Source organism: Pseudomonas sp. LjRoot277 (assembly GCF_964253845.1).
Lineage (GTDB): Bacteria > Pseudomonadota > Gammaproteobacteria > Pseudomonadales > Pseudomonadaceae > Aquipseudomonas.
This window is the reverse complement of the sequence record NZ_CAXURI020000001.1, coordinates 4,554,100-4,577,856: the sequence shown is the minus strand read 5'-3', so window position 1 is coordinate 4,577,856 and position 23,757 is coordinate 4,554,100. Positions and strand designations below refer to the sequence as shown.

22 protein-coding genes and 1 pseudogene are annotated in these 23,757 nt (G+C 59.7%); 9 read left to right on the top strand and 14 right to left on the bottom strand.

Annotation, left to right across the window (positions count from 1 at the left end; genetic code table 11):
* Positions 1-73: 73 nt before the first annotated feature.
* The 6 genes from ACSQ87_RS21565 to ACSQ87_RS21540 are packed head-to-tail and all read left to right on the top strand — an operon-like array spanning position 74 to position 6,010.
* A complete protein-coding gene (locus ACSQ87_RS21565; protein ID WP_008146067.1) occupies positions 74-1,168 on the top strand; it encodes an ABC transporter ATP-binding protein in 1,095 nt (364 codons plus the stop codon).
* A complete protein-coding gene (locus ACSQ87_RS21560) occupies positions 1,168-2,265 on the top strand; it encodes an ABC transporter ATP-binding protein (RefSeq protein WP_150656285.1) in 1,098 nt (365 codons plus the stop codon). Before ACSQ87_RS21565 ends, ACSQ87_RS21560 begins: the two co-directional genes overlap by 1 nt.
* Complete coding sequence (locus tag ACSQ87_RS21555) at positions 2,262-3,128, top strand: carbohydrate ABC transporter permease (RefSeq protein ID WP_030130907.1); 867 nt, start codon at positions 2,262-2,264, stop codon at positions 3,126-3,128. The genes ACSQ87_RS21560 and ACSQ87_RS21555 overlap by 4 nt, the downstream gene beginning before the upstream one ends.
* 8 nt (positions 3,129-3,136) lie before the next feature.
* A complete protein-coding gene (locus tag ACSQ87_RS21550; RefSeq protein WP_017339615.1) occupies positions 3,137-3,937 on the top strand; it encodes a carbohydrate ABC transporter permease in 801 nt (266 codons plus the stop codon).
* Between the two features lie 10 nt (positions 3,938-3,947).
* Positions 3,948-4,220, top strand: coding sequence for a DUF2160 domain-containing protein (locus ACSQ87_RS21545; RefSeq protein ID WP_008146061.1), 273 nt, complete (start codon positions 3,948-3,950; stop codon positions 4,218-4,220).
* 47 nt (positions 4,221-4,267) lie between these two features.
* Positions 4,268-6,010 carry an ABC transporter substrate-binding protein gene (locus tag ACSQ87_RS21540; RefSeq protein ID WP_150656284.1) on the top strand — a complete coding sequence of 581 codons (1,743 nt, stop codon included), beginning with the start codon at positions 4,268-4,270 and terminating at the stop codon, positions 6,008-6,010.
* Positions 6,011-6,201: 191 nt separating this feature from the next.
* Here ACSQ87_RS21540 and ACSQ87_RS21535 read toward each other — a convergent pair whose 3' ends face one another.
* A complete protein-coding gene (locus ACSQ87_RS21535) occupies positions 6,202-6,516 on the bottom strand; it encodes a helix-turn-helix domain-containing protein (RefSeq protein ID WP_223432581.1) in 315 nt (104 codons plus the stop codon).
* Entirely contained in the window at positions 6,506-6,856 is a 351-nt protein-coding gene (locus ACSQ87_RS21530; RefSeq protein WP_223432597.1) for a type II toxin-antitoxin system RelE/ParE family toxin, read from the bottom strand. The genes ACSQ87_RS21535 and ACSQ87_RS21530 overlap by 11 nt, the downstream gene beginning before the upstream one ends.
* A gap of 207 nt (positions 6,857-7,063) precedes the next feature.
* On the opposite strand from ACSQ87_RS21530, the pseudogene ACSQ87_RS21525 reads away from it, so the two are divergent.
* The 3 genes and pseudogenes from ACSQ87_RS21525 to ACSQ87_RS21515 all read left to right on the top strand — a co-directional run.
* Positions 7,064-7,240: pseudogene (locus tag ACSQ87_RS21525) on the top strand (efflux RND transporter permease subunit); the annotation flags it as partial.
* 220 nt (positions 7,241-7,460) lie between these two features.
* Positions 7,461-7,661, top strand: coding sequence for a co-regulatory protein PtrA N-terminal domain-containing protein (locus ACSQ87_RS21520; RefSeq protein WP_223432582.1), 201 nt, complete (start codon positions 7,461-7,463; stop codon positions 7,659-7,661).
* Positions 7,662-7,728: 67 nt separating this feature from the next.
* On the top strand, positions 7,729-8,061 hold the full coding sequence (locus ACSQ87_RS21515) for a DUF2790 domain-containing protein (RefSeq protein WP_436274340.1): 333 nt from the start codon (positions 7,729-7,731) through the stop codon (positions 8,059-8,061).
* Between the two features lie 138 nt (positions 8,062-8,199).
* Here the strand turns inward: ACSQ87_RS21515 and ACSQ87_RS21510 are convergent, their stop codons facing one another.
* From ACSQ87_RS21510 to nuoC, 12 genes are all read right to left on the bottom strand, one after another.
* Positions 8,200-9,525 (bottom strand): OprD family porin, encoded by a 1,326-nt coding sequence (locus ACSQ87_RS21510; RefSeq protein WP_436274339.1) that lies wholly within the window; start codon positions 9,523-9,525, stop codon positions 8,200-8,202.
* 395 nt (positions 9,526-9,920) lie between these two features.
* Positions 9,921-11,384 (bottom strand): NADH-quinone oxidoreductase subunit NuoN, encoded by a 1,464-nt coding sequence (gene nuoN / locus ACSQ87_RS21505; RefSeq protein WP_223432585.1) that lies wholly within the window; start codon positions 11,382-11,384, stop codon positions 9,921-9,923.
* A 7-nt stretch (positions 11,385-11,391) separates the two neighbouring features.
* Positions 11,392-12,924: an NADH-quinone oxidoreductase subunit M gene (gene nuoM / locus ACSQ87_RS21500; protein WP_436274338.1), complete on the bottom strand. Its 1,533-nt coding sequence runs from the start codon at positions 12,922-12,924 to the stop codon at positions 11,392-11,394.
* A 40-nt stretch (positions 12,925-12,964) separates the two neighbouring features.
* Positions 12,965-14,818, bottom strand: coding sequence for an NADH-quinone oxidoreductase subunit L (nuoL, locus tag ACSQ87_RS21495; RefSeq protein ID WP_008146051.1), 1,854 nt, complete (start codon positions 14,816-14,818; stop codon positions 12,965-12,967).
* Positions 14,815-15,123, bottom strand: a complete 309-nt coding sequence (gene nuoK, locus ACSQ87_RS21490; protein ID WP_007946416.1) for an NADH-quinone oxidoreductase subunit NuoK — start codon at positions 15,121-15,123, stop codon at positions 14,815-14,817. Before nuoK ends, nuoL begins: the two co-directional genes overlap by 4 nt.
* Before the next feature lie 2 nt (positions 15,124-15,125).
* Entirely contained in the window at positions 15,126-15,629 is a 504-nt protein-coding gene (nuoJ, locus tag ACSQ87_RS21485) for an NADH-quinone oxidoreductase subunit J (RefSeq protein WP_033057072.1), read from the bottom strand.
* Positions 15,630-15,638: 9 nt separating this feature from the next.
* A complete protein-coding gene (nuoI, locus tag ACSQ87_RS21480) occupies positions 15,639-16,184 on the bottom strand; it encodes an NADH-quinone oxidoreductase subunit NuoI (RefSeq protein ID WP_218244071.1) in 546 nt (181 codons plus the stop codon).
* A gap of 12 nt (positions 16,185-16,196) precedes the next feature.
* Positions 16,197-17,204 carry an NADH-quinone oxidoreductase subunit NuoH gene (gene nuoH, locus ACSQ87_RS21475; RefSeq protein ID WP_436274337.1) on the bottom strand — a complete coding sequence of 336 codons (1,008 nt, stop codon included), beginning with the start codon at positions 17,202-17,204 and terminating at the stop codon, positions 16,197-16,199.
* Complete coding sequence (nuoG, locus tag ACSQ87_RS21470; protein ID WP_223432588.1) at positions 17,201-19,915, bottom strand: NADH-quinone oxidoreductase subunit NuoG; 2,715 nt, start codon at positions 19,913-19,915, stop codon at positions 17,201-17,203. The genes nuoH and nuoG overlap by 4 nt, the downstream gene beginning before the upstream one ends.
* Before the next feature lie 136 nt (positions 19,916-20,051).
* The gene (nuoF, locus tag ACSQ87_RS21465) at positions 20,052-21,407 is read right to left on the bottom strand and encodes an NADH-quinone oxidoreductase subunit NuoF (RefSeq protein ID WP_008146041.1); all 1,356 of its coding nucleotides are present in this window, start codon (positions 21,405-21,407) and stop codon (positions 20,052-20,054) included.
* Positions 21,404-21,901, bottom strand: coding sequence for an NADH-quinone oxidoreductase subunit NuoE (gene nuoE / locus ACSQ87_RS21460; protein ID WP_008146039.1), 498 nt, complete (start codon positions 21,899-21,901; stop codon positions 21,404-21,406). The genes nuoF and nuoE overlap by 4 nt, the downstream gene beginning before the upstream one ends.
* 2 nt (positions 21,902-21,903) lie before the next feature.
* Positions 21,904-23,688 carry an NADH-quinone oxidoreductase subunit C/D gene (gene nuoC / locus ACSQ87_RS21455; protein WP_223432589.1) on the bottom strand — a complete coding sequence of 595 codons (1,785 nt, stop codon included), beginning with the start codon at positions 23,686-23,688 and terminating at the stop codon, positions 21,904-21,906.
* Between the last annotated feature and the right edge of the window lie 69 nt (positions 23,689-23,757).

Here is a 23,757-nt window from a genome sequence, read left to right as displayed (position 1 = left end):
GGCTTGCATTTTCTGGCACGAATGTCGCTCTGTAGCTCCGGTCGCTTGACTCCAATAATAAAAAGGCCGAGCCATGTCATTAACCCTGGAGCACGTCAGCCGCACCGTCGAGGGCCAGACCTGGATCGACGATGCGTGCCTTAGTTTCGAAGCCGGATCCTTCAACGTTTTGCTCGGGCGCACGCTGTCCGGCAAAACCAGTCTCATGCGCTTGATGGCCGGTCTGGACAAGCCCGACAGCGGCCGCATCCTGATGAACGGCGTCGACGTCACCCAACGTCCGGTGCGTTTGCGCAACGTGTCGATGGTCTATCAGCAATTCATCAATTACCCGACCATGACGGTGTTCGAGAACATCGCCTCGCCCTTGCGCCAGGGCGGTGTGTCCAATGAGCTGATCCAGAGCAAAGTGCTGGAAACCGCGAAGATGCTGCGCATCGAGAAATTCCTCCAGCGCCATCCGCTTGAACTCTCCGGCGGTCAGCAACAACGCACGGCGATGGCCCGGGCGCTGGTCAAGGATGCCGAGCTGATCTTGTTCGACGAGCCGCTGGTGAACCTCGACTACAAACTGCGCGAAGAACTGCGTCAGGAAATGCGCGAGCTGTTCAAGGCTCACCACACCATCGCCATCTACGCCACCACCGAACCCAACGAAGCCCTGGCGCTGGGCGGCACCACCACCATTCTTCACGAAGGCCGGGTGATCCAGAGCGGCAAGTCTTCCGAGGTGTATCACCAGCCGCAAACCGTGCTGGCGGCAGAGCTGTTCTCCGAGCCGCCGATCAACCTGATGCCGGGGCGTATCGCCGGCAACGAAGTCAGCTTCGCCAATTTCGTGCACTTCCCGCTCAACGTCGATCTGCGGCCGGTAGGCGAGGGCGAGTTTCGTTTCGGCGTGCGACCGAGCCACATCTCATTGGTGCCGAGCAACGACGATGATCTGGAACTGGCGGTAACCGTCGAGGTGGCCGAGATCAGCGGGTCGGAAACGTTTCTGCACGTGCGAAACGAACATTTCCTGCTGGTGCTGCACTTGCCCGGCGTCCACGAATACGACGTCGATGCGCCGATTCGTATCTATATCCCGACCCATAAACTGTTTGTCTTCGATACGCAGGGGCGGCTGGTCCAGGCGCCCGGTCGCCGTATCGCGAGGGTTGCCTGATGGCCGAAATCCGTTTGCAGCACCTCGCCCACAGCTACACCCGCACGCCGGCCGGCCCCGAGGATTATGCGATTCGCGAGATGGACCACGTCTGGGAGCAGGGCGGTGCCTATGCCTTGCTCGGGCCTTCGGGCTGCGGCAAGTCGACCTTGCTCAACATCATTTCCGGATTGCTCAGTCCGTCCCAGGGCCAGGTGCTGTTCGACAGCAACGTGGTCAACGACCTGACTCCGGAGAAGCGCAACATCGCTCAGGTTTTCCAGTTTCCGGTGGTCTACGACACCATGACAGTGTTCGACAACCTGGCCTTCCCGTTGCGTAATCAGGGCATGGCCGAGGCGAAAATTCACAGCAAGGTGCAGGAAATCGCCGAAGTCCTCGACCTTCAGGCGTTGTTGTACAAGAAGGCGCGCAACCTCACCGCCGATGAAAAGCAGAAAGTCTCCATGGGCCGTGGGCTGGTGCGCGATGACGTGTCGGCGATCCTGTTCGATGAGCCGCTGACCGTGATCGACCCGCACCTGAAGTGGAAGCTGCGACGCAAGCTCAAGCAGATCCACGAGCAGTTCAACATCACCATGGTCTACGTCACCCACGATCAGCTCGAAGCCTCGACCTTCGCCGACAAGATCGCGGTGATGTACGGCGGGCAGATTGTGCAATTCGGTACGCCGAGAGAGCTGTTCGAGCGGCCGAGCCACACCTTTGTCGGCTATTTCATCGGCAGTCCGGGGATGAACCTGATCGAGGTGCAGCCGCAACCGGGTGGCGTCGGGTTCGCCTCGACTCATCTGCCGCTTTCCGAGGCTCAACAGAAACGCATCGCCGAGTCCGAGTGGAAAACCCTGAAGGTAGGCATCCGTCCGGAGTTCGTGCATGTGTGGGACGAACCTTTTGATGAGGCGATGCAGGCACAGGTCGTACACGTCGAAGACCTTGGCACCTACAAGATCATGACCCTGAACCTCGACGGTGCCCCTTTGAAAGTGCGCCTGGCCGAAGACAAGCCAGTGCCCGAGGGAACCGCCTACATCAGCTTTCCGGCGCAATGGTTGATGGTGTATGCCGACGAATACCTCTTGGAGACGCAGCCATGAACAAGGTGCAGAACAACAAGGCCTGGTGGCTGGTGTTGCCGGTGTTTTTGCTGGTTGCGTTCAGTGCGGTGATCCCGATGATGACGGTGGTCAACTACTCGGTGCAGGACATCTTCGACCAGTCCAGCCGCTACTTCGTTGGCGCCGACTGGTACAAGCAAGTGCTGCTCGATCCGCGCCTGCATGACTCGTTGCTGCGCCAGTTCATCTACTCCGGCTGTGTGCTGCTGATCGAAATCCCGCTGGGCATCGCCATCGCCCTGACCATGCCGATCAAGGGCCGTTGGTCGTCGCTGGTGCTGATCATCCTGGCGATTCCATTGCTGATTCCGTGGAACGTGGTGGGGACGATCTGGCAGATCTTCGGTCGGGCAGACATTGGTCTGCTGGGCGCCAGCCTCAAGGCCATGGGCCTGAACTACAACTACGCGGCCAACACCATGGACGCCTGGGTCACGGTGTTGGTGATGGACGTCTGGCACTGGACGTCGTTGGTGGCGCTGTTGTGTTTCTCGGGGCTGCGGGCGATTCCGGACGTGTACTACCAGGCGGCGCGGATTGATCGGGCCTCGGCCTGGGCGGTTTTCCGACACATCCAGTTGCCCAAGCTCAAGAGCGTATTGCTGATCGCGGTGATGCTGCGGTTCATGGACAGTTTCATGATCTACACCGAGCCGTTTGTGCTGACCGGTGGCGGTCCGGGGAATGCCACGACCTTTCTGAGTCAGACCCTGACGCAAATGGCGATCGGGCAGTTCGACCTCGGCCCGGCGGCGGCTTTCTCGCTGGTGTACTTCCTGATCATCCTGTTGGTGTCCTGGCTGTTCTACACCGCCATGACTCACTCTGACGCCAACCGCTGAGGTCTGCCATGAGCAAGAGAAAGCTGATTCCGTTGCTGATTTATATCCTGTTCCTGCTGGTGCCGATCTACTGGTTGCTGAACATGTCCTTCAAGAGCAACACCGAAATCCTCAGCGGCCTGACGTTGTTTCCGCAGGATTTCACCTTCGCCAATTACAAGGTGATCTTCACCGATCCGGCCTGGTACACCGGTTACCTCAACTCGCTGTACTACGTGAGCCTGAACACGGTGATCTCGCTGAGCGTGGCATTGCCGGCGGCGTATGCGTTCTCGCGCTATCGGTTCCTCGGTGACAAGCACCTGTTCTTCTGGCTCCTGACCAACCGCATGGCACCACCGGCAGTGTTTTTGCTGCCGTTCTTCCAGCTGTATTCCTCGATCGGTTTGTTCGATACGCACATCGCCGTCGCGTTGGCTCATTGCCTGTTTAACGTGCCGCTGGCGGTGTGGATCCTTGAGGGCTTCATGTCCGGCGTTCCGAAGGAGATCGACGAAACGGCCTACATCGACGGCTACAGTTTCCCCAAGTTCTTCGTGAAGATTTTCGTTCCGCTGATTGGCTCCGGGATCGGTGTGACGGCGTTTTTCTGCTTCATGTTTTCCTGGGTCGAGCTGCTGCTGGCGCGAACGCTGACGTCGGTCAACGCCAAACCGATTGCGGCGGTGATGACGCGCACAGTCTCGGCGTCCGGTATCGACTGGGGCGTGCTGGCGGCGGCGGGGGTGTTGACTATCCTGCCAGGCATGCTGGTGATCTGGTTTGTTCGCAACCACGTGGCCAAGGGCTTTGCCCTGGGCCGGGTCTGAGGAGCTGATGATGGAATGGATGAGTTGGACCGGCCCTACGGCGGCATTCTTCAGTGTCATTGCCTTGATCCTGGTGGGCATGACGACCTGGGAACTGCGTTCGCCGAGCATTCTTCGGCGTGGTTTGTTGCCGATTGCCACCACCCGTGGCGATCGGTTGTTTATCGGTCTTCTCGGCAGCGCCTACCTGCATTTGCTGGTAATCGGCGTCACCGACTGGAGCATCTGGGTTGCGTTCGCGTTGTCCCTGGTGTGGCTGTTGGCTGTGATGCGTTGGGGCTAGTCGAATCGCTCGGCAAAGTTGCTCCGAAACCCTAAAAGGAGGTCTCTATGTTCGACAAAAACAATAAGCTGCGACATAGCGTTTCATTGGCAGCCATGCTGGCACTCAGCGGGCTGAGCGCTGCAGCCTGGGCCGATGCCTATGAAGACGCCGCCAAGAAATGGATTGGCAGCGAATTCAAACCGTCCACCCTGACCGAAGCCCAGCAGCTCGAAGAGTTGAAGTGGTTCATCAAGGCGTCCGAGCCGTTTCGCGGGATGAGCATCAAGGTGGTCTCGGAAACCATCGCGACCCACGAATATGAATCCAAAGTGCTGGCCAAAGCCTTTACCGAGATCACCGGGATCAAGCTGACCCACGACTTGCTGCAAGAAGGCGACGTGGTGGAAAAGCTGCAGACCCAGATGCAATCGGACAAGAACATCTATGACGGCTGGGTCAATGACTCGGACCTGATCGGCACGCACTTTCGCTACGGCAAAACCGAATCGATCACCGACCTGATGGCGAACGAAGGCAAGGCCTACACCTCGCCGACCCTGGACATCAAAGACTTCATCGGCATCTCGTTCACCACCGCGCCGGACGGCAAGATCTATCAACTGCCCGACCAGCAGTTCGCCAACCTCTACTGGTTCCGCGCTGACTGGTTCGAGCGGGCGGATCTGAAAGCAAAATTCAAAGAAAAATACGGTTATGAACTGGGCGTGCCGGTGAACTGGTCGGCCTATGAAGACATCGCCAAATTCTTCAGTGAAGACATCAAGGAAATCGACGGCAAGCGCGTCTACGGTCACATGGACTACGGCAAGAAAGATCCGTCCCTGGGCTGGCGGTTCACCGATGCCTGGTTCTCCATGGCGGGTGCTGGCGACAAAGGCATTCCCAACGGCTTGCCGGTGGACGAGTGGGGCATCCGCGTCGAGGACTGCCATCCGGTCGGCTCCAGCGTGACCCGCGGCGGCGACACCAACGGCCCGGCGGCGGTCTATGCAACGACCAAATACGTCGACTGGCTGAAGAAATATGCGCCACCGGAAGCGGCGGGCATGACCTTCTCCGAATCCGGTCCGGTGCCGTCCCAGGGCAACATTGCGCAGCAGATCTTCTGGTACACCGCGTTTACCGCCGACATGACCAAACCGGGCTTGCCGGTGATGAACGCCGACGGCACGCCGAAATGGCGCATGGCACCGTCGCCGAAAGGTCCGTATTGGGAAGAGGGCATGAAACTCGGTTATCAGGACGCCGGTTCCTGGACCTTCCTCAAATCCACGCCTGAGAAGCAAAAACTCGCGGCCTGGTTGTACGCGCAGTTCGTGACCTCGAAAACCATATCCCTGAAGAAAACCATCGTTGGCCTGACGCCGATCCGCGAGTCGGACATCAACTCGCAAGCCATGACCGACCTGGCACCGAAACTCGGTGGTCTGGTGGAGTTCTATCGCAGCCCGGCCCGCGTGCAATGGACCCCGACCGGGACCAACGTGCCGGACTATCCGCGTTTGGCACAACTGTGGTGGAGCCACATCGCCGAAGCGGCCAGCGGCGAGAAAACCCCGCAACAGGCGCTGGATGGTTTGGCCAAGGATCAGGACGCGATCATGACCCGTCTGGAACGCTCGAAGGCGCAAGCCACCTGCGCACCGAAAATGAACCCCGAGCGCGACGCTCAGTACTGGCTAGACCAACCGGGTGCACCGAAGCCAAAACTGGCGAACGAGAAGCCTAAAGGTGAAACCGTGAGCTATGCCGAACTACTGAAATCGTGGGAGGCGGCGCGTAAGTAAGTGTCTGTAATGTGAAACGCAAACGGCACCGAAAGGTGCCGTTTTTGTTTGTGCCTGTTCCGCCGCCATCGTCGGATCGCCGCCCGGAGCAGGCTCGCTCCCACATTGAACTGCATTCTTTCTGACAAAACGTGGTCCCCTGTGGGAGCGAGCCTGCTCGCGATGGCGTCATTGAAAACGCAGCGGGCACTTCAGGTCAGCGCCGCCAGTTGTTGAACCGTCTCCGGAAAGCGCTCAACCAGCCGGATCAATGTTGTCGCCTGAGCATTAGGTTTCGCCCGTCCTTGTTCCCAGTTCTCCAGCGTCCGGGTATTCGTACGTAAATACATCGCGAATACCGAACGGGAAAGGTTGAGCTGTTGGCGTATGGCTACCACTTCCTCGGCAGTGATTGGTAGCAGTTTTGGCAGTTTTACCTTGTGGCTCCGCAGCGTGACCTTACCTTGGCGCTCGTCGGCCAAGGCTTCGAGGCCCTCCATCAGTTCGGAAAAAATGTCACGTTTCATAGTGGGTTCTCGTATTGATTTCTCTATCCAGCGTTTGTCTGAAAAGTTTTTTCTGGGCAGGCGTCAGGTCGTCTTGCTCGTTTTTGCTGTACACCGTGAACAGCCAGAATTGATCGAAACCTGACCACCAGTAATAAATCACCCGTAATCCGCTGCGCTTGCCTTTGCCTCGTCGCTGGTCGGAGAAGCGGACTTTGCGCAAACCGCCCGTACCTTCCAGGAGATCGCCCGCTTCCGGGTTTTTCAGCAGCTCCAGTTGAAAGCTGCGAAACAGTTCGTCGTCCAGGTAGTCATTTCTGTGCTTTTGAAATGCGGGTAATTCGATAAAAAGAGCGTCCATGTTCTGTACGTTACCTGCGTATATTTCTATCACAAGAATCGAATAGGTCAAGGCTTCTGTTCCTGCCAAATTCGGTCAAGTCATTACGTTAAAGTCGAAGGCAGGATCGGGATGTAGGACGCGGCTGATTCACCCGCGAGGCGATTCTGGATATCGGGGAGGAGGAAGAAGCGGGCCAGCCTTAAGACCCGAAACTTGCGCTTGCTCGCCCTGGGCTTCATTCCGATGGCCCTGGCAACCGGCACAGGTGCGGAAGTGCAGCTTCCGCTGGCAACGGTGGTGATTGGCGGGATTCTGTCTTCGACCATTCTGACGCTGCTGATATTGCCTGCGTTGTATCAGTTGGCGCACCGACGCGACGAAGACGCAGCTTCAACTAAGTAGATGATCTCCCTGTGGGAGCGAGCTTGCTCGCGATAGCGATCTGTCAGTCGGCGATGATGCTGACTGATCCACCGCCATCGCGAGCAAGCTCGCTCCCACAGGTTTTGTGTCTTGTATCAGAGCTGCGGCCACATAACGGATATGTAATCTCCACGCCACCGTCACGAAAGGTTCGGATTGTTACCTTGATCCCGTCAGTTAATTAAACGAGGAATCAAACATGAAACTTGCACAACTGAGTGCGTTTGCGGTGGCGTTGGTGATGTCTTCCATGGCATTGGCCGAAGGCGGTGGCGACCGAGCTTTCGAAAGAATGATGACCGCCAATGACCGCTCCGTAGAGCTGTTCGTAGCCAAGGAACAGGCCCGCGACCCAGTCGTCGTCAATGAAAAGAAGGACGACAACACCAAAGACTTGTAAGCGTGTCGCACTTGAACAAGCCCGTCGTCGAGTCCCGATGCCGGGCTTTTTTATGAAGGTATTGAGCATGAAACTTATCAAGTTGATGACGTTCGCCGGTGTGATGGCGATGTCCCTGAATGTGCTGGCTGAAGGGGGTGGCGACCGGACGTTCGAGAGAGCGCTCAGTGCCAACACCAAAGCCATGGAGCAATACGCGGCCAGCCAGGGCAAACCGGCGCCGGTGGTCAAGGATTATGAATACGGGATGAAGCTGGACGTGGTGAAAGTGGTGAGTGTTGTGCGTCCGCAAGTTGCCTGCGCTGTAGTTCCCACCGCAATGACCTACGAAGACTCGAAGGGCCAACTCAACACCATCAAATACACCGTGGCAGGCGATTGCCTCAATCTCGGCGGCTGACATTGGATCCCCCTTCGGCAACGCCTACAGATTCTCAATCTACGGGCATAAAAAAGGCGCCCCGAAGGACGCCAAAAGATTCACCTCCTACCAAAGGAGCAAGGAGCTTCTAAAGGTGAATTTGCATCAACCGTAAAGTCAGAGAATCGCCAGTGGATACTCGATAATCACCCGTACCTCATCCAGATCCGACTCAAATGCCGTGGCTCGGGTTGTGGCCTGGCGCAGGCGCAACGACATGTCCTTCAGCGAGCCGCTCTGCACCACGTATTTGACTTCGATGTCGCGCTCCCAGCGCTTCTGATCGGTCAGCGGATTGCCGTCGGCATCGCGGCGCATGTACACGGCGTTGGCACTGGAATAGTCGGCGTCGGTGCCGCGGGCGTAACGGGTCATGAACGACAAGCCCGGCACGCCATAGCTGCTCATGTCGAGGTCGTAACGCACCATCCACGAACGTTCCTTGGGCGAGTTGAAGTCGCTGTACTGGATGGAGTTGTCGAGGAAGATCGAGTCGGACTGGCGCAGGTAGTCGAAGTCGTCGTTGCCGTTGTTGCGCTGGTGCGATAACGCAACGGAGTGGGCGCCGAGTTTCACCCCGACCCGGCCGCTCCAGATGTTGTTGTCGAACTTGCCGAGCAGTTGTTTGCCTTCGTCGACCGCCTTGTAATAGTTCAGGCCACCGAACAGCGACAGGTCATCCGACAGTGGGTAAGTCCACGCGGTGCCGGCGTAGTACTGATTCCAGGCATCCTTGAGGCGACTGGAATACAGGCTGAAACTGAGGTTTTTGTTCAGCGTGTAGTCGCCACCGAAATAGCCGACCCACGGCGAGTTGACCGGGCCTGCGTAGAAGGTCGCGAAGTTCTCGCGCATGTCGCTGGACACCGGTTGGCTCATCGCATGCAGGCGACCGCCCTGTACCGACAGACCTTCGATACTGGTGTTGGTGGCCGTGACACCCCGAAAGCTTTCCGGCAACAGTCGGGAGTCACCCGCCGCAACCACCGGGTTGGCAGGGAACACATCGCCGACCTTCACCACCGTATCGAAGGCGCGCACTTTGGCGGCGCCACCGACCTTGGTGTATTCGTCCCGTGCTTGGCCATTACTGTCGACTGGCAGCACATCAAACGAACTACGGCCACCGTTGCGCCCGTCACCGGTATCAAGCTTCAAACCGATCATCGCAAACGCATCGACACCGACCCCGACGGTGCCCTGTGTAAACCCTGATTCGAACTTGCTGATGACCGCATGGGCCCAGGCCTCGGAATAACCATTGCCGGTGGGGCTGGACTGGCCGTCACGGTTCTCACGATTGAAGTAGAAGTTGCGGTTGAGCACCGTCAGGCTGCTGCCCTCGATAAACCCCTCGGCTTTATCTTCCGCCGACACCATGGACGGCCCGGAGCCGACAACCACAGCTAAAGCGGCTATCGACATTTTTGTATTGTTAACCATCAATCACTCCTTGGGTTCGGCAGAACGGGAACGTGCTTCGGCGTGGGTTTTATTGTTCGGCGGGCAAGGGCCCGCCGGCATGGTCGCCGGGTGACATCGTTGCAAGCTGCGGATAACGCCAAGGTGATGGGGGAATTACAATTTCGTCATGTGGGGCGAGCCCAAGTACAGCGAATCCTTGTAGGAGTGAGCCTGCTCGCGATGGCGGAGTGTCAGGCAATGAAGATGTTGATTGTGCCGACGCCATCGCGAGCAGGCTCGCTCCCACAGTGGTCAGAGGTGCATTCCGATTTCGCGTACGACACAAACCCCCTGTGGGAGCAAGCTTCCTCGCCACAAAAAAAACGGCACCCGAAGGTGCCGTTTCTGTTTTCTACCGAGTGTCGCTTAAGCGATCAACCAGCCAACCCCGCCTGCTGAACCAGAATCAGCAACGGCTGCGGGTACAGACCAAGGAAGAACGCCAGTGCAGCGATCGCCAGCAGCATCACGCCGCCTGCACGTTGTTCCCAGTGCAGTTGCGCATCGTGGCGACGCAGGTTCGGTTCGATCAGGAACAGGGTGACCATCACACGCAGGTAGTAGAAGACGCCGATGGCGCTGCCCAGTACCAGGGAACCGACCAGCCACCATTGGTGCGACTCGACGCCGGTAGCGATGATGTAGAACTTGCCGATGAAGCCCGCGGTCAGCGGGATACCGGCCAGGGACAGCATCATCACGGTCAGCACGGCGGTCAGGTACGGACGGCGCCAGAACAGGCCACGGTATTCGTACAGGGCATCCGCATCACGGCCGTTGTACGGCGAGGACATCAGCGTGATCACGCCGAACGCGCCGAGGCTGGTGATCACGTAGGTGACCAGGTACACGCCGATGGCTTCCACGGCCAGACCCTTGCTCGCCACCAGGGCGATCAGCAGATAACCGAAGTGAGCGATGGACGAGTAACCCAGCAGACGCTTGAGGTTGCTCTGGGTCAGTGCCAGCAGGTTGCCGAACAGGATCGACGCGATGGCGATGATGGTCAGCACGTCGCTCAGTACACCGCTGCTCGCCGCGGGCGAGATCTGGAACAGACGCACCATCACTGCGAACACCGCGACTTTCGAAGCGGTGGCCAGGAACGCGGCCACCGGTGCCGGAGCACCTTCGTAAACGTCCGGAGTCCAAAGGTGGAACGGTACCAGCGACAGCTTGAACGCCAGACCGATCAGCATCATGCCCAGGCCCAGTTGCGCCAGCGAGCTTGGCAGACCAGTAGCCGCCAGGGCCTGGCCGATACCGACGAAGCTCAGGGAGCCGGAGTCGGCGTACAGCAGGGCCATACCGAACAACAGGAACGCGGAACCGGCGGCAGACAGCACCATGTACTTGATACCGGCTTCCAGCGAACGCTTGTTGAAGAAGGCATAAGCCACCAGACCGTAGACCGGTACCGAGAGCAGTTCCAGACCGACGAACAAGCCGGCCAGGTGCTGCGCGCTGACCAGTACCAGGCCACCGGCGGCGGCCATCAGGATCAGCAGGTAAAGTTCTTCACGGTTGCCCGGGTAACCCGAACCGCCATCGCCGAGGTAGGCGTGGGCGAGGGTCACACAAGCGAGGGTGGCGACCAGGATCAGCGCCATGTACAAGCAAGCGAAGCTATCGATTTGCAGCAGTGGGGTCACGGCCAATGGCGCGACTTTCAAGGCTGGCAGGATCGACAGCAACGCCAGGTTCAGACCCGCCACGGAAATCAGGAAGGTCTGCGAGTGGTTGCGGCGCCAGGCGATCGCCAGCATCACCACGATGATCGTGGCGCTGGTGATCAACAACGGCGCTAGCGCGATAAAGTGTTGAGTCGTGAATTCCATAGCGCTCTTACCGGGCCGAAGCGAGTTGAGTGAAGGCGGTGCCGAGCCACTGCTGCACGCCATGCATCGTCGCGGCAGAGGTGTCGAGGAACGGTTGCGGGTACACGCCGATGTAAATCAGCAGTGCCGCCAGACCGACCACCATGATCAGTTCGCGACCGTCCATGCCATGCATCACCGCGTCCGATTTGGACGCGCCGAAGTAGGCACGGTGGATCATGATCAGCGAGTAGACCGAACCGAACACCAGACCGGACGTCGCGATGATAGTGATCCATGGGGCGGTAGGGAACGTGCCGATCAGGATCAGGAATTCGCCGACGAAGTTACCGGTCGCCGGCAAGCCCAGGGAGGCCGCCGCGAAGAACAGGCTGACGCCTGGCAGGTAGGCGATCTTTGACCACAGGCCACCCATCTCACGCATGTCGCGAGTGTGAGTGCGCTCGTAGAGCTGGCCACACAGGATAAAGAGTGCCGCCGCCGACAGGCCGTGCGCGAGCATCTGCATCACCGCGCCCTGCAGCGCCAGTTGGCTGCCGGAGTAGATGCCGATCAGCACGAAGCCCATGTGCGAAACGCTGGAGTACGCGACCAGACGCTTGATGTCAGTTTGCGCGAACGCCAGGAACGCACCGTAGAAGATCCCGATCAGACCGAGGGTCATGGCGAACGGCGCAAACTCGGCCGACGCATTCGGGAACAGCGGCAGGGCGAAACGCAGCAGGCCGTAAGCAGCGGTTTTCAGCAAGATACCGGCCAGGTCGACCGAACCCGCTGTCGGCGCCTGGGCGTGAGCGTCAGGCAACCAGGAGTGGAACGGCACCACCGGCAGCTTCACCGCGAAAGCGATGAAGAAACCGAGCATCAGGATGTACTCGGTGGTCAGCGACATCTTGGTTTTCAACAGGTCGGCGTAGTTGAAGGTAATTACGCCGGTGTCGTTGAAGTTGACCAGGACCAGACCCAGGATCGCCACCAACATGATCAGGCCGGAAGCCTGAGTGAAGATGAAGAACTTGGTCGCCGCGTAGATCCGGGTTTTCTTGCCGTCCGAAGAACTGTGACCCCAGAGCGCGATGAGGAAGTACATCGGCACCAGCATCATTTCCCAGAAGAAGAAGAACATGAACAGGTCGAGGGCGAGGAACACGCCGACGACACCGCCCAGGATCCACATCAGGTTCAGGTGGAAGAAGCCAACATGACGCTGGATCTCCTTCCACGAACACAGTACCGAGAGAACACCCAGCAGACCGGTCAGCATGATCATCAGGAGCGACAGGCCGTCGAGGGCCAGGTGCACGCTGATGCCGAAACGCTGGATCCAGACATGCTTGAACTCAAGCACCCAGGTCGGGTCGGCGCCAGGCGCCGGGGCAAGTGAATAGTCACCGTTGGCCCACAGCCAGAGGCCGAGGGAGAGCAACAGGGACATGGTGATCAGCGCAATCCAGCGGGGGAGGGTAGCGCCGAAGCGCTCACCCATCCAGCACAGCAGGCCGCCGATGAAGGGGATCAGGATTAGCCAAGGCAGAATCATGACGGGCTCAATTCCTTTCGCAAGTTCGCAAGGTTCATATTCAGACCGCTACCAGCACGATGGCGCCGATGACCAGCACGGAGCCGGCTGCCATCGATGCCGCGTACCAACGCAGTTGACCGGTTTCGGTACGGCTCAGGGCGGTGTGACCGCCTTTGGCCATACGCGGGATCAGACCGATGGTCTGGTCGAGCGGGTCTCTGCGCAGTACGTGGCTGATCGCAAGGTATGGCTTGACGAACAGTTTGTCGTAGATCCAGTCGAAGCCCCAGGCAGCGAACCACCAGGCCGAAAGGAAGCGGCCGATGCCGCTGTTGGCGATTGCAGTGACGAAACGACGCTTGCCGAGGAACAGCAGCGCGGCCAGCAGGATACCGGACAGGGCGATGGCGCCCGACGCGATTTCCAGACTGTGCTTGGCTTCGCCGCCGGCATGGCCGACGCTTTCCGGCAGCACGCCGTGCAGCGGTGGAACGATCATCGCGCCAATGGCGGTAGACAATACGATCAGCACCGACAGTGGCAGCCAGTGAGCGATGCCGTGACCGGCGTGCGCTTCGGTTTTCACTTCACCGTGGAACGCGATGAAGATCAGGCGGAAGGTGTACAGCGAAGTCATGAACGCACCGACCAGACCTGCGTACAGCAGACCGTGGTTGCCGCTGGCGAACGCTTCCCAGAGGATTTCGTCCTTGGAGTAGAAGCCTGCGGTCACCAGTGGCAGGGCTGCCAGAGCGGCACCACCGACGATGAAGCTGGCGTAGGCCAGCGGCAGTTTCTTCCACAGGCCGCCCATCTTGAAGATGTTCTGCTCGTGGTGGCAGGCAACGATCACCGAACCGGACGCAAGGAACAGCAGCGCCTTGAAGAAGGCGTGGGTCATCAGGTGGAAGATCGCGCCATCCCACGCACCAACGCCCAGCGCCAGGAACATGTAGCCGATCTGGCTCATGGTCGAGTAGGCAAGGATACGTTTGATGTCGGTCTGAACCAGTGCGGCAAAACCGGCGAGTACCAGGGTCACACCGCCGACGACGCCCACCAGGTGCAGGATATCCGGCGCCAGGGAAAACAGGCCGTGGGTACGGGCGATCAGGTAGACACCGGCGGTCACCATGGTTGCGGCGTGGATCAGTGCCGAAACCGGAGTAGGACCGGCCATCGCGTCCGCCAGCCAGGTTTGCAGCGGCAGTTGCGCGGATTTACCGACCGCGCCGCCCAGCAGCATCAGGGTCGCCATGACCATCCAGAAGTCGCCGGCCTGGAATTTCTGCGGCGCCAGCACCAGCAGTTCCTGGATGTTCAGCGTGCCCAGTTGCGCGAACAGGATGAACAGGCCGATGGCCATGAACACGTCGCCGATACGGGTGACGATGAAGGCTTTCAGTGCCGCGTTACCGTTGTTGCGATTGCTGTAGTAGAAACCGATCAACAGGTACGAGCACAGGCCCACGCCTTCCCAACCGAAGTACAGGAACAACAGGTTATCGCCCAGGACCAGGAACAGCATGCTGGCGATAAACAGGTTGGTGTAGGCAAAGAAGCGCGAGTAACCGGCTTCACCGCGCATGTACCAGGACGCGAACAGGTGGATCAGGAAGCCGACGCCGACCACCACACCGAGCATGGTCAGGGACAGACCATCCAGGTACAGCGCGAAGTTAGGCGTAAAGCCTTCCACCGCCATCCACTGCCACAACACCATGGTGTAGTGACCACCTTCAGGTGGCGCGACGTTGAATTGCCAGATCACATAAGCCGTGACGATGGCAGACAAGCCGATGGAACCGACGCCAATCAGCGCCGACAGGTTTTCCGAGAGGCGGCCGCGTGAGAACGCCAGCAGCAGGAAACCTATGAGAGGGAATACGAAAGTCAGATAGAGAAGATTCATCCGCGCATCTCGCTGGCAGCGTCGATATCGAGAGTGTGGAAGCGGCGATACAGCTGCAACAGAATCGCCAGGCCAATACTGGCCTCGGCGGCTGCCAGGCTGATCACCAGGATGAACATGATCTGTCCATCCGGCTGCGCCCAGCGGCTACCGGCAACGATGAACGCCAGTGCGGAGGCATTCATCATGACCTCCAGGCTCATCAGCACGAAGAGAATGTTGCGGCGGACCATCAGGCCGACCAGACCGAGGCAGAACAGGATGCCGGCGACGGCAAGACCATGCTCCATAGGGATAGCAGGCATCGTCATTGCTCCTTGGCTTCGTTGCGGCCCAAGTGGAACGCCGTGACGGCTGCGGCGAGCAGCAACATCGAGGCGAGTTCGACCACCAGCAGATAAGGACCGAACAGGCTGATGCCCACGGCCTTGGCGTCTACGGTGGTGTGGCCGACGGCCTGACCGCTGGAGTGGCTGAACAGCACGTACAGCAGTTCAACCAGCAGCAGGGCGCCGAGCGCGACCGGGCCGAGCCAGATGCCGGGTTTGAGCCAGACGCGCTCCTGCTGAACCGAGGCGGGCCCCAGGTTCAGCATCATCACCACGAACACGAACAGCACCATGATGGCGCCAGCGTAGGCGATCACTTCCAGCACACCGGCAAACGGTGCGCCGAGGGCGAAAAACGTCATCGCCACGGCAATCAGCGAAATGATCAGGTAGAGCAGGGCGTGCACGGGGTTGGTGTTGGTGATCACGCGAAGCGTGGACACAACAGCGATACCCGATGCGAAATAGAAAGCGAATTCCATCTTTCTTCCTTAAGGCAGCAAGCTCTTCACGTTGATCGGCTGGGCTTCATTCTGCGCGGCGCCTTTCGGCTTACCGGCAATCGCCATACCTGCAACACGATAGAAGTTGTAATCAGGGTTTTTGCCGGGGCCGGAGATCAGCAGATCTTCTTTCTCGTACACCAGGTCCTGACGTTTGAACTCGGCCATCTCGAAATCCGGTGTCAGCTGGATTGCGGTGGTCGGGCAGGCTTCCTCGCAGAGGCCGCAGAAAATGCAGCGCGAGAAGTTGATACGGAAAAACTCCGGGTACCAGCGACCGTCATCGGTTTCAGCTTTCTGCAGCGAGATGCAACCGACCGGGCACGCTACAGCGCACAGGTTGCAGGCTACGCAACGCTCTTCGCCGTCGGGGTCGCGGGTCAGCACGATACGGCCACGGAAGCGCGGCGGCAGGTACACCGCCTCTTCCGGGTATTGCAGCGTGTCGCGCTTGCGGAAGGCGTGGCTGAAGATCATCACCAGGCTGCGAAGCTGGGTGAAGAAGCCATGCACGATGTCAAATATGTACTTCATGATTCTCTATCCTCACTGAGCCGCGACGGCGGGCGTGTTGAGCAACACGATCGCAGCGGTCACCAGCATGTTGATGAGGGTCAGCGGCAGGCAGAACTTCCAGCTGAAATCCATCACTTGGTCATACCGTGGGCGCGGAATCGAGGCGCGCAACAGGATGAAGAACATGATGAAGAACGCGGTTTTCAGTGCAAACCAGATGAACGGGATCTGCGGCAGAATGCCGAACGGACCGTGCCAGCCACCGAAGAACAAGGTTACCAGCAGCGCCGAAATCAACACGATGCCGATGTACTCGCCGACGAAGAACATGCCCCATTTCATGCCAGCGTATTCAATGTGGTAACCGTCGGCCAGTTCCTGCTCCGCTTCCGGCTGGTCGAACGGGTGACGGTGAGTCACGGCGACGCCGGCAATGAAGAAGGTCAGGAAACCGAAGATCTGCGGGATCACGAACCACAGGTTCTGCGCCTGGTATTCAACGATGTCGCGCATGTTGAACGAGCCAACCTGGATCACGATGCCCATCAGCGACAGGCCCATGAACACTTCGTACGACACGGTTTGTGCCGAGGCCCGCAAGCTGCCCAACAGGGCGAACTTGTTGTTACTCGACCAGCCAGCGAACAGCACCGCGTAGACCGACAGACCGGCCATGGCGAAGAAGAACAGGATGCCGATGTTGATGTCCGCCACACCCCAGGTCGGGGTGATCGGGATGATCGCGAAGGCAATCAGCAAGGCGCTCATGGCCACGACCGGCGCCAAGGTGAAGATCACTTTGTCGGCGAACGGCGGGGTCCAGTCTTCCTTGAAGAACATCTTGATCATGTCGGCCGCGATCTGGAACGCGCCGAACGGGCCGACGCGGTTCGGACCGTAACGGTCCTGCCAGAGGGCGAGCAAACGACGCTCTACCCAGCTCAGCAACGCGCCGCACACCACGACGGCGAGCAGAATCACGATGGCCTTGAGGACCGCGATGATCACGTCAATCACTTCAGGCGTGAACCAGGTCATTGAGCTGCCTCCTGCAGACCGTCAACGGATTTGCCAAAGATCGCGGGCGGAATGCCGGCGATACCAGCCGGCAATGCGACCAGACCGGCACCCAGCTCTTCGTTGATGCGCAGCGGCAGACGCAGGGTCTGGCCAGCAACGCTCAAGCTCAGCAGGGCGCCGTCATTGACACCCAGACGGTCGGCTTCGGATTTGGCCAGCGACACGTAAGCGGCCGGGATGCGTTCCTGAACCGGCGCGGCTTTGGAAGAGTTCTCTTCGCTGCCGAACAGGTGGAAGAACGGCACAACCTGCCAGGTGCCCGGAGCCGGGTTGAACGCACGAGGAACACTGGCGAACCAGTTCAGCGAGTCACCGGTGCTTTCGATCAGGCGGGTGCCCGGGTCGCCAGCGCGGATGTGACCACCGACTTCGTCCTGGAACTTGTTCCAGGCTTGTGGCGAGTTCCAGCCCGGAGACCAGGCGAATGGCACTTGCTGACGCGGTTCGACCGAGCCCGAGTAACCTTCCATGGAGAACGAGAACGCGGTGTCGTTGTCCTGGGAAGTACGCGGTTCGTGCACGCTGATGTCGGCGCGCATGGCGGTCCGGCCGCTGTAACGCAGCGGTTCGCGAGCCAGTTTCAGGCCTTTGATGCGGAACGCGGCAGACGGTGCGGCGCTGACGATGCCGGCCAGTTGCGGAGTGCTGGCGGCACAGGCAGCGGTGACGTGGTCCAGTTGGGTCCAGTCGATCGGCTGGTTCAACAGGGTAGCGCGCAGGGCATGCAGCCAGCGCCAGCCTTCGTGAACCATGATGCTGGCGTCGAGGTAAGTCGGGTCGAAGACCTGGAAGAAGCGCTGGGCGCGGCCTTCCTGACTGACCAGCGTACCGTCGCCTTCAGCGAAGCTGGCGGCTGGCAGAACCAGGTGCGCGCGATCGCTGGTGGCGGTCTTCTGATGGTCCGCCACGATCAGCACTTTCGCGGCGTTCAGGGCTGCATCGACACGGGCTTTGTCGGTACGGGTGTACAGATCGTTTTCCAGCACGACGATGGCGTCGGCCTTGCCGTCGATCACCGCTTGCAGGGCTGCGTCGACCGATTCACCACCGAGCATGGCCAGGCCGAGGCTGTTGGCCTCAGGCACGATCAGGCTGATGGAACCGTTCTTCTCGCGCAGCTTCAGGGCTTTGGCGATGTTTGCCGCGGCTTCGATCAGCGCCTTGGAACCCAACGAGGTACCGGCAATGATCAGCGGACGCTTGGCGGCGAGCAGGGCGTCGGCAATGCGCTTGGCCAGCTCAAGAGCTTCAGCGTCCAGACCTTCAACGGCAGGTGCGCTGGCGTCGAGGGCGTGAGCCACGGCGAAACCGATGCGGGCCAGGTCGTCTGGCGCAGCGTGAACGCATTCTTCAGCGATGTCGTCGAGCTTGGTTTCAGCCAGGCTGGCGATGAACAGCGGGTTCAGCGCGTTCTGACCGATGTTCTTCACGGCGGCGTCGAGCCAAGGCTGAACGCGCATGGCGTCGGCCATGTCTTCGGCTTTGCCTTTGACCGATTGACGCAGGGACAGGGCCATGCGCGCAGCGGTCTGGGTCAGGTCTTCACCGAGGACGAAGATCGCATCGTGGTCTTCGATGTCGCGCATGTTCGGGATCGGCAGCGGGCTGTCTTTCAGCACCTGCATCACCAGACGAATGCGTTCCAGCTCAGCGGCTTCGATACCGGAGTAGAAGTGCTCGGCGCCGACCAGTTCGCGCAACGCGTAGTTGCTTTCGAGGCTGGCACGAGGCGAACCGATACCGACGATGTTGCGACCGCGCAGCAGGTCGGCAGCTTTATCCAGCGCTTCGTCGAGGGTCAGCTTGGCGCCGTTGGCCAGCAATGCCTGACGCGGGCGGTCCTTGCGGTTGACGTAGCCATAGCCGAAACGGCCACGGTCGCACAGGAAGTACTGGTTTACCGAACCGTTGAAACGGTTTTCGATACGACGCAGTTCACCGTAACGCTCGCCCGGGGAGATGTTGCAACCGCTGGAGCAGCCATGGCAGATGCTCGGCGAGAACTGCATGTCCCACTTGCGGTTGTAGCGCTCGGAGTGAGTCTTGTCGGTGAACACACCGGTCGGGCAGACCTCGGTGAGGTTGCCGGAGAACTCGCTTTCCAGGGTGCCGTCTTCAACGCGACCGAAGTACACGTTGTCGTGGGCGCCGAACACACCGAGGTCGGTGCCGCCAGCGTAGTCCTTATAGAAGCGTACGCAGCGGTAGCAAGCGATGCAGCGGTTCATTTCGTGGGAAATGAACGGGCCCAGTTGCTGGTTCTGGTGAGTACGCTTGGTGAAGCGATAACGGCGCTCGTTGTGGCCGGTCATCACCGTCATGTCTTGCAGGTGGCAGTGACCGCCTTCCTCACAGACCGGGCAGTCGTGAGGGTGGTTGGTCATCAGCCATTCAACGACGCTGGCGCGAAACACTTTCGCTTCTTCGTCGTCGATGGAGATCCAGCTGCCGTCGGTAGCTGGCGTCATGCACGACATGACGATCCGACCACGCTTGTCGTTTTCGTCGGTGTATTGCTTGACCGCGCACTGGCGGCAAGCGCCAACGCTGCCTAGGGCTGGGTGCCAGCAGAAATAAGGGATATCGAGGCCTAGCGACAGACATGCCTGTAACAGGTTGTCTGCCCCATCGACTTCGAGCTCTTTGCCGTCTACGTGGATAGTGGCCATGGTTCAAAGTTCTTCGTTGGCCCGGTGTCAGCGGGCGTGGCTAATGGAATCTTGTTATTCGCGTGAATCAACACAGCCGCTTGCGGCGTCATCACACGAAAAGCTGCGGGCACGGACCCTTCGCTTTTTTAAGCGTTTACGCGCCGACTACGATCGGCCTTGCCAGAGGCGGGACGACGGCGCTGGTAGGCGCGATGCCGGCTTCGAACTCATGGCGGAAGTATTTGATTGCGCTGCCCAACGGCTCCACGGCACCCGGTGCGTGAGCACAGAAGGTCTTGCCTGGGCCGAGGAAGCCGACCAGACCCAGCAGGGTCTCGATATCGCCGGCTTGCCCTTCACCGTTCTCGATCGCGCGCAGAAGCTTGACGCTCCACGGCAGACCGTCACGGCACGGGGTGCAGAAGCCGCAGGATTCGCGGGAGAAGAACTCTTCCATGTTGCGCAGCAGGGAAACCATGTTGACGCTGTCGTCCACCGCCATGGCCAGGCCGGTACCCATACGGGTGCCCACTTTGGCGATGCCGCCGGCGTACATTTGTGCGTCCAGGTGTTCCGGCAACAGGAAACCGGTACCGGCGCCGCCTGGCTGCCAGCACTTGAGCTTGTAACCGTCGCGCATGCCGCCGGCGTAGTCTTCGAACAACTCGCGACCGGTGACGCCAAACGGCAGTTCCCACAGGCCCGGGTTCTTGACCTTGCCGGAGAAGCCCATGAGCTTGGTGCCCATGTCTTCACTGCCTTCGCGGGCCAACGATTTGTACCAGTCCACGCCGTCGGCAATGATCGCCGGCACGTTGCACAGGGTTTCAACGTTGTTCACGCAAGTCGGCTTGCCCCACACGCCAACGGCGGCAGGGAAGGGCGGCTTGGAGCGCGGGTTGGCGCGGCGGCCTTCGAGGGAGTTGATCAGTGCGGTTTCTTCACCGCAGATGTAACGCCCGGCGCCGGTGTGGACGAACAGCTCGAAATCGAAGCCGCTGCCCAGGATGTTTTTACCCAAAAGGCCCGCTGCCTTGGCTTCTTCCACGGCACGGTTCAGGTGCTTGGCGGCGGTGGTGTATTCGCCACGCAGGAAGATGTAGCCACGGTAGGTTTTCAGCGCGCGAGCACTGATCAGCATGCCTTCGATCAGCAGATGGGGCAGTTGCTCCATCAGCATGCGGTCTTTCCAGGTGTTCGGTTCCATTTCGTCCGCGTTGCACAGCAGGTAGCGGATGTTGATGGATTCGTCTTTGGGCATCAGGCCCCACTTAACACCCGTGGGGAAGCCTGCACCGCCGCGACCTTTAAGGCCCGAGTCTTTCACGGTCTGGACGATGTCGTCCTGAGCCATGTCGGCGAAAGCCTTGCGCGCAGCCGCGTAACCGTTCTTGGCCTGGTACTCGTCGAGCCATACGGCTTCGCCGTCGTCACGCAGACGCCAGGTCAGCGGGTGAGTCTCGGCCGAACGCTTGATGCGGTTGGCTGGACCGAAGGAAGTCAGGGTCATACGTAGCCCTCGAGCAATTTGGCAACGCCGGCAGGCTGCACATCACCGAAAGTGTCGTCGTCGATCATCAACGCCGGCGCCTTGTCGCAGTTGCCGAGGCAGCAGACCGGCAGCAGGGTGAAACGACCGTCGGCGGTGGTCTGACCCAGGCCGATGCCCAGATTGCTCTGGATTTCGCTGACGACCGATTCATGGCCGCCGATGTAGCAGACCATGCTGTCGCAGACGCGAATGATGTGACGGCCGACCGGCTGACGGAAGATCTGGCTATAGAACGTCGCCACCCCTTCAACGTCGCTGGCCGGGATGCCGAGGATTTCGCCGATGGCGTAGAGCGCGCCATCAGGCACCCAGCCACGTTCCTTCTGGACGATCTTCAGGGCTTCGATCGACGCCGCGCGCGGGTCTTCGTAGTGATGCAGCTCGTGCTCGATGGCCGAGCGCTCGGTTTCGCTCAGGGCGAAACGGTCTGTCTGGATAAGCGTGCTGTTCATGCTTAGCGGTCCACGTCGGCCATAACGAAATCGATACTACCCAGGTACGCGATCAAGTCCGCGACCATGCTGCCTTTGATCACCGAAGGGATCTGCTGCAGGTGCGGGAAGCTTGGAGTGCGAATCCGGGTGCGGTAGCTCATGGTGCCGCCGTCGCTCGTCAGGTAATAACTGTTGATGCCCTTGGTCGCTTCGATCATCTGGAAGGATTCGTTGGCCGGCATGACCGGGCCCCACGAAACTTGCAGGAAGTGCGTGATCAAGGTCTCGATGTGTTGCAGGGTGCGCTCTTTCGGCGGCGGCGTGGTCAGCGGGTGATCCGCCTTGTACGGGCCTTCCGGCATGTTGCGCATGCACTGCTCGATGATCTTCAGGCTCTGGCGCATTTCTTCGACACGCACGATGCAACGGTCGTAGGCATCGCCATTGGCCGCCAGCGGCACTTCGAATTCGAAGTTCTCGTAACCGGAGTACGGACGAGCTTTACGCAGGTCGAAATCGCAACCGGTCGAACGCAGGCCGGAACCGGTGACGCCCCATTCCAGGGCTTCTTTGGTGTTGTAGGCGGCGACGCCGATGGTCCGGCCACGCAGGATGCTGTTGTCCAGTGCAGCTTTCTGGTATTCGTCCAGACGCTTTGGCATCCACTCGACGAAATCCTTGACCAGTTTTTCCCAGCCGCGCGGCAAGTCGTGAGCGACGCCACCGATGCGGTACCAGGCCGGGTGCAGACGGAAACCGGTGATGGCTTCGATCACCGTGTACGCCTTCTGACGGTCGGTGAAGGTGAAGAACACCGGGGTCATGGCGCCCACGTCCTGGATGTAAGTCCCCAGGAACAACAGGTGGCTGGTGATCCGGAAGAACTCGGCCATCATGATGCGGATGACGTCGACCTTCTCAGGTACCTTGATACCGGCCAGCTTCTCGACCGAGAGCACGTACGGCAGGTTGTTCATCACGCCGCCGAGGTAGTCGATACGGTCGGTGTACGGAATGAAGCTGTGCCAGGACTGACGCTCGGCCATCTTCTCGGCACCACGGTGGTGGTAACCGACGTCCGGTACGCAGTCGACGATCTCTTCACCGTCCAGCTGCAGAATGATGCGGAACGCACCGTGCGCGGAAGGGTGGTTAGGACCGAGGTTGAGGAACATGTAGTCCTCGTTCGCACCGGAACGCTTCATGCCCCAGTCTTCAGGCTTGAAGCGCGCGGCTTCTTCCTCAAGCTGTTGCTTGGCCAGTGTCAGGCTGAACGGGTCGAACTCGGTGGCACGGGCCGGGAAGTCCTTGCGCAGCGGGTGACCTTCCCAGGTCGGCGGCATCATGATGCGGGTCAGGTGCGGGTGACCGGCAAAGTTGATGCCGTACATGTCCCACACTTCACGCTCGTACCAGTTGGCGTTCGGCCAGATGCCGGTCACGGTCGGCACGCTGAGGTCGCTCTCGGACAAGGCGACCTTGATCATTACGTCACTATTACGTTCGATCGACATCAAGTGATAGAACACAGTGAAGTCGGCGCCGTTAGGCAGCCCTTGACGCTTGGTGCGCAGACGCTCGTCCACGCCGTGCAGGTCATAGAGCATGACGTACGGCTTGGGCAGGTTGCGCAGGAAGGTCAGGACTTCGACGAGTTTGGCACGGGCAACCCAAAGCACCGGCATGCCGGTGCGGGTAGGCTGGGCGGTGAACGCCTCGGGGCCAAAACGGTTGTTCAGTTCGACGACCACATCCTGGTCGTCTGCCTTATAAGGCGGGATGTACAGAGCACTGCCTGTAGTCATGGTTATTTATCGCTTTCGGTCAACGTAAAGAATGAAGCCAGGTTCTCGTTCTATAAAAGAAGCAGGTCT

What these genes read in the sequence shown, in the direction of transcription:
- ACSQ87_RS21530 (WP_223432597.1), bottom strand. Translation starts at nt 6,856, where the DNA reads ATGGACGCTCTTTTTATCGAATTACCCGCATTTCAAAAGCACAGAAAT.
- nuoL (WP_008146051.1), bottom strand. Translation starts at nt 14,818, where the DNA reads ATGAATCTTCTCTATCTGACTTTCGTATTCCCTCTCATAGGTTTCCTG.
- ACSQ87_RS21550 (WP_017339615.1), top strand. Translation starts at nt 3,137, where the DNA reads ATGAGCAAGAGAAAGCTGATTCCGTTGCTGATTTATATCCTGTTCCTG.
- nuoF (WP_008146041.1), bottom strand. Translation starts at nt 21,407, where the DNA reads ATGACCCTGACTTCCTTCGGTCCAGCCAACCGCATCAAGCGTTCGGCC.
- ACSQ87_RS21545 (WP_008146061.1), top strand. Translation starts at nt 3,948, where the DNA reads ATGGAATGGATGAGTTGGACCGGCCCTACGGCGGCATTCTTCAGTGTC.
- nuoE (WP_008146039.1), bottom strand. Translation starts at nt 21,901, where the DNA reads ATGAACAGCACGCTTATCCAGACAGACCGTTTCGCCCTGAGCGAAACC.
- ACSQ87_RS21540 (WP_150656284.1), top strand. Translation starts at nt 4,268, where the DNA reads ATGTTCGACAAAAACAATAAGCTGCGACATAGCGTTTCATTGGCAGCC.
- ACSQ87_RS21565 (WP_008146067.1), top strand. Translation starts at nt 74, where the DNA reads ATGTCATTAACCCTGGAGCACGTCAGCCGCACCGTCGAGGGCCAGACC.
- nuoJ (WP_033057072.1), bottom strand. Translation starts at nt 15,629, where the DNA reads ATGGAATTCGCTTTCTATTTCGCATCGGGTATCGCTGTTGTGTCCACG.
- ACSQ87_RS21510 (WP_436274339.1), bottom strand. Translation starts at nt 9,525, where the DNA reads ATGGTTAACAATACAAAAATGTCGATAGCCGCTTTAGCTGTGGTTGTC.
- nuoM (WP_436274338.1), bottom strand. Translation starts at nt 12,924, where the DNA reads ATGATTCTGCCTTGGCTAATCCTGATCCCCTTCATCGGCGGCCTGCTG.
- ACSQ87_RS21555 (WP_030130907.1), top strand. Translation starts at nt 2,262, where the DNA reads ATGAACAAGGTGCAGAACAACAAGGCCTGGTGGCTGGTGTTGCCGGTG.
- nuoI (WP_218244071.1), bottom strand. Translation starts at nt 16,184, where the DNA reads ATGAAGTACATATTTGACATCGTGCATGGCTTCTTCACCCAGCTTCGC.
- ACSQ87_RS21560 (WP_150656285.1), top strand. Translation starts at nt 1,168, where the DNA reads ATGGCCGAAATCCGTTTGCAGCACCTCGCCCACAGCTACACCCGCACG.
- nuoC (WP_223432589.1), bottom strand. Translation starts at nt 23,688, where the DNA reads ATGACTACAGGCAGTGCTCTGTACATCCCGCCTTATAAGGCAGACGAC.
- ACSQ87_RS21515 (WP_436274340.1), top strand. Translation starts at nt 7,729, where the DNA reads ATGAAACTTATCAAGTTGATGACGTTCGCCGGTGTGATGGCGATGTCC.
- ACSQ87_RS21520 (WP_223432582.1), top strand. Translation starts at nt 7,461, where the DNA reads ATGAAACTTGCACAACTGAGTGCGTTTGCGGTGGCGTTGGTGATGTCT.
- ACSQ87_RS21535 (WP_223432581.1), bottom strand. Translation starts at nt 6,516, where the DNA reads ATGAAACGTGACATTTTTTCCGAACTGATGGAGGGCCTCGAAGCCTTG.
- nuoN (WP_223432585.1), bottom strand. Translation starts at nt 11,384, where the DNA reads ATGGAATTCACGACTCAACACTTTATCGCGCTAGCGCCGTTGTTGATC.
- nuoK (WP_007946416.1), bottom strand. Translation starts at nt 15,123, where the DNA reads ATGCCTGCTATCCCTATGGAGCATGGTCTTGCCGTCGCCGGCATCCTG.
- nuoH (WP_436274337.1), bottom strand. Translation starts at nt 17,204, where the DNA reads ATGACCTGGTTCACGCCTGAAGTGATTGACGTGATCATCGCGGTCCTC.
- nuoG (WP_223432588.1), bottom strand. Translation starts at nt 19,915, where the DNA reads ATGGCCACTATCCACGTAGACGGCAAAGAGCTCGAAGTCGATGGGGCA.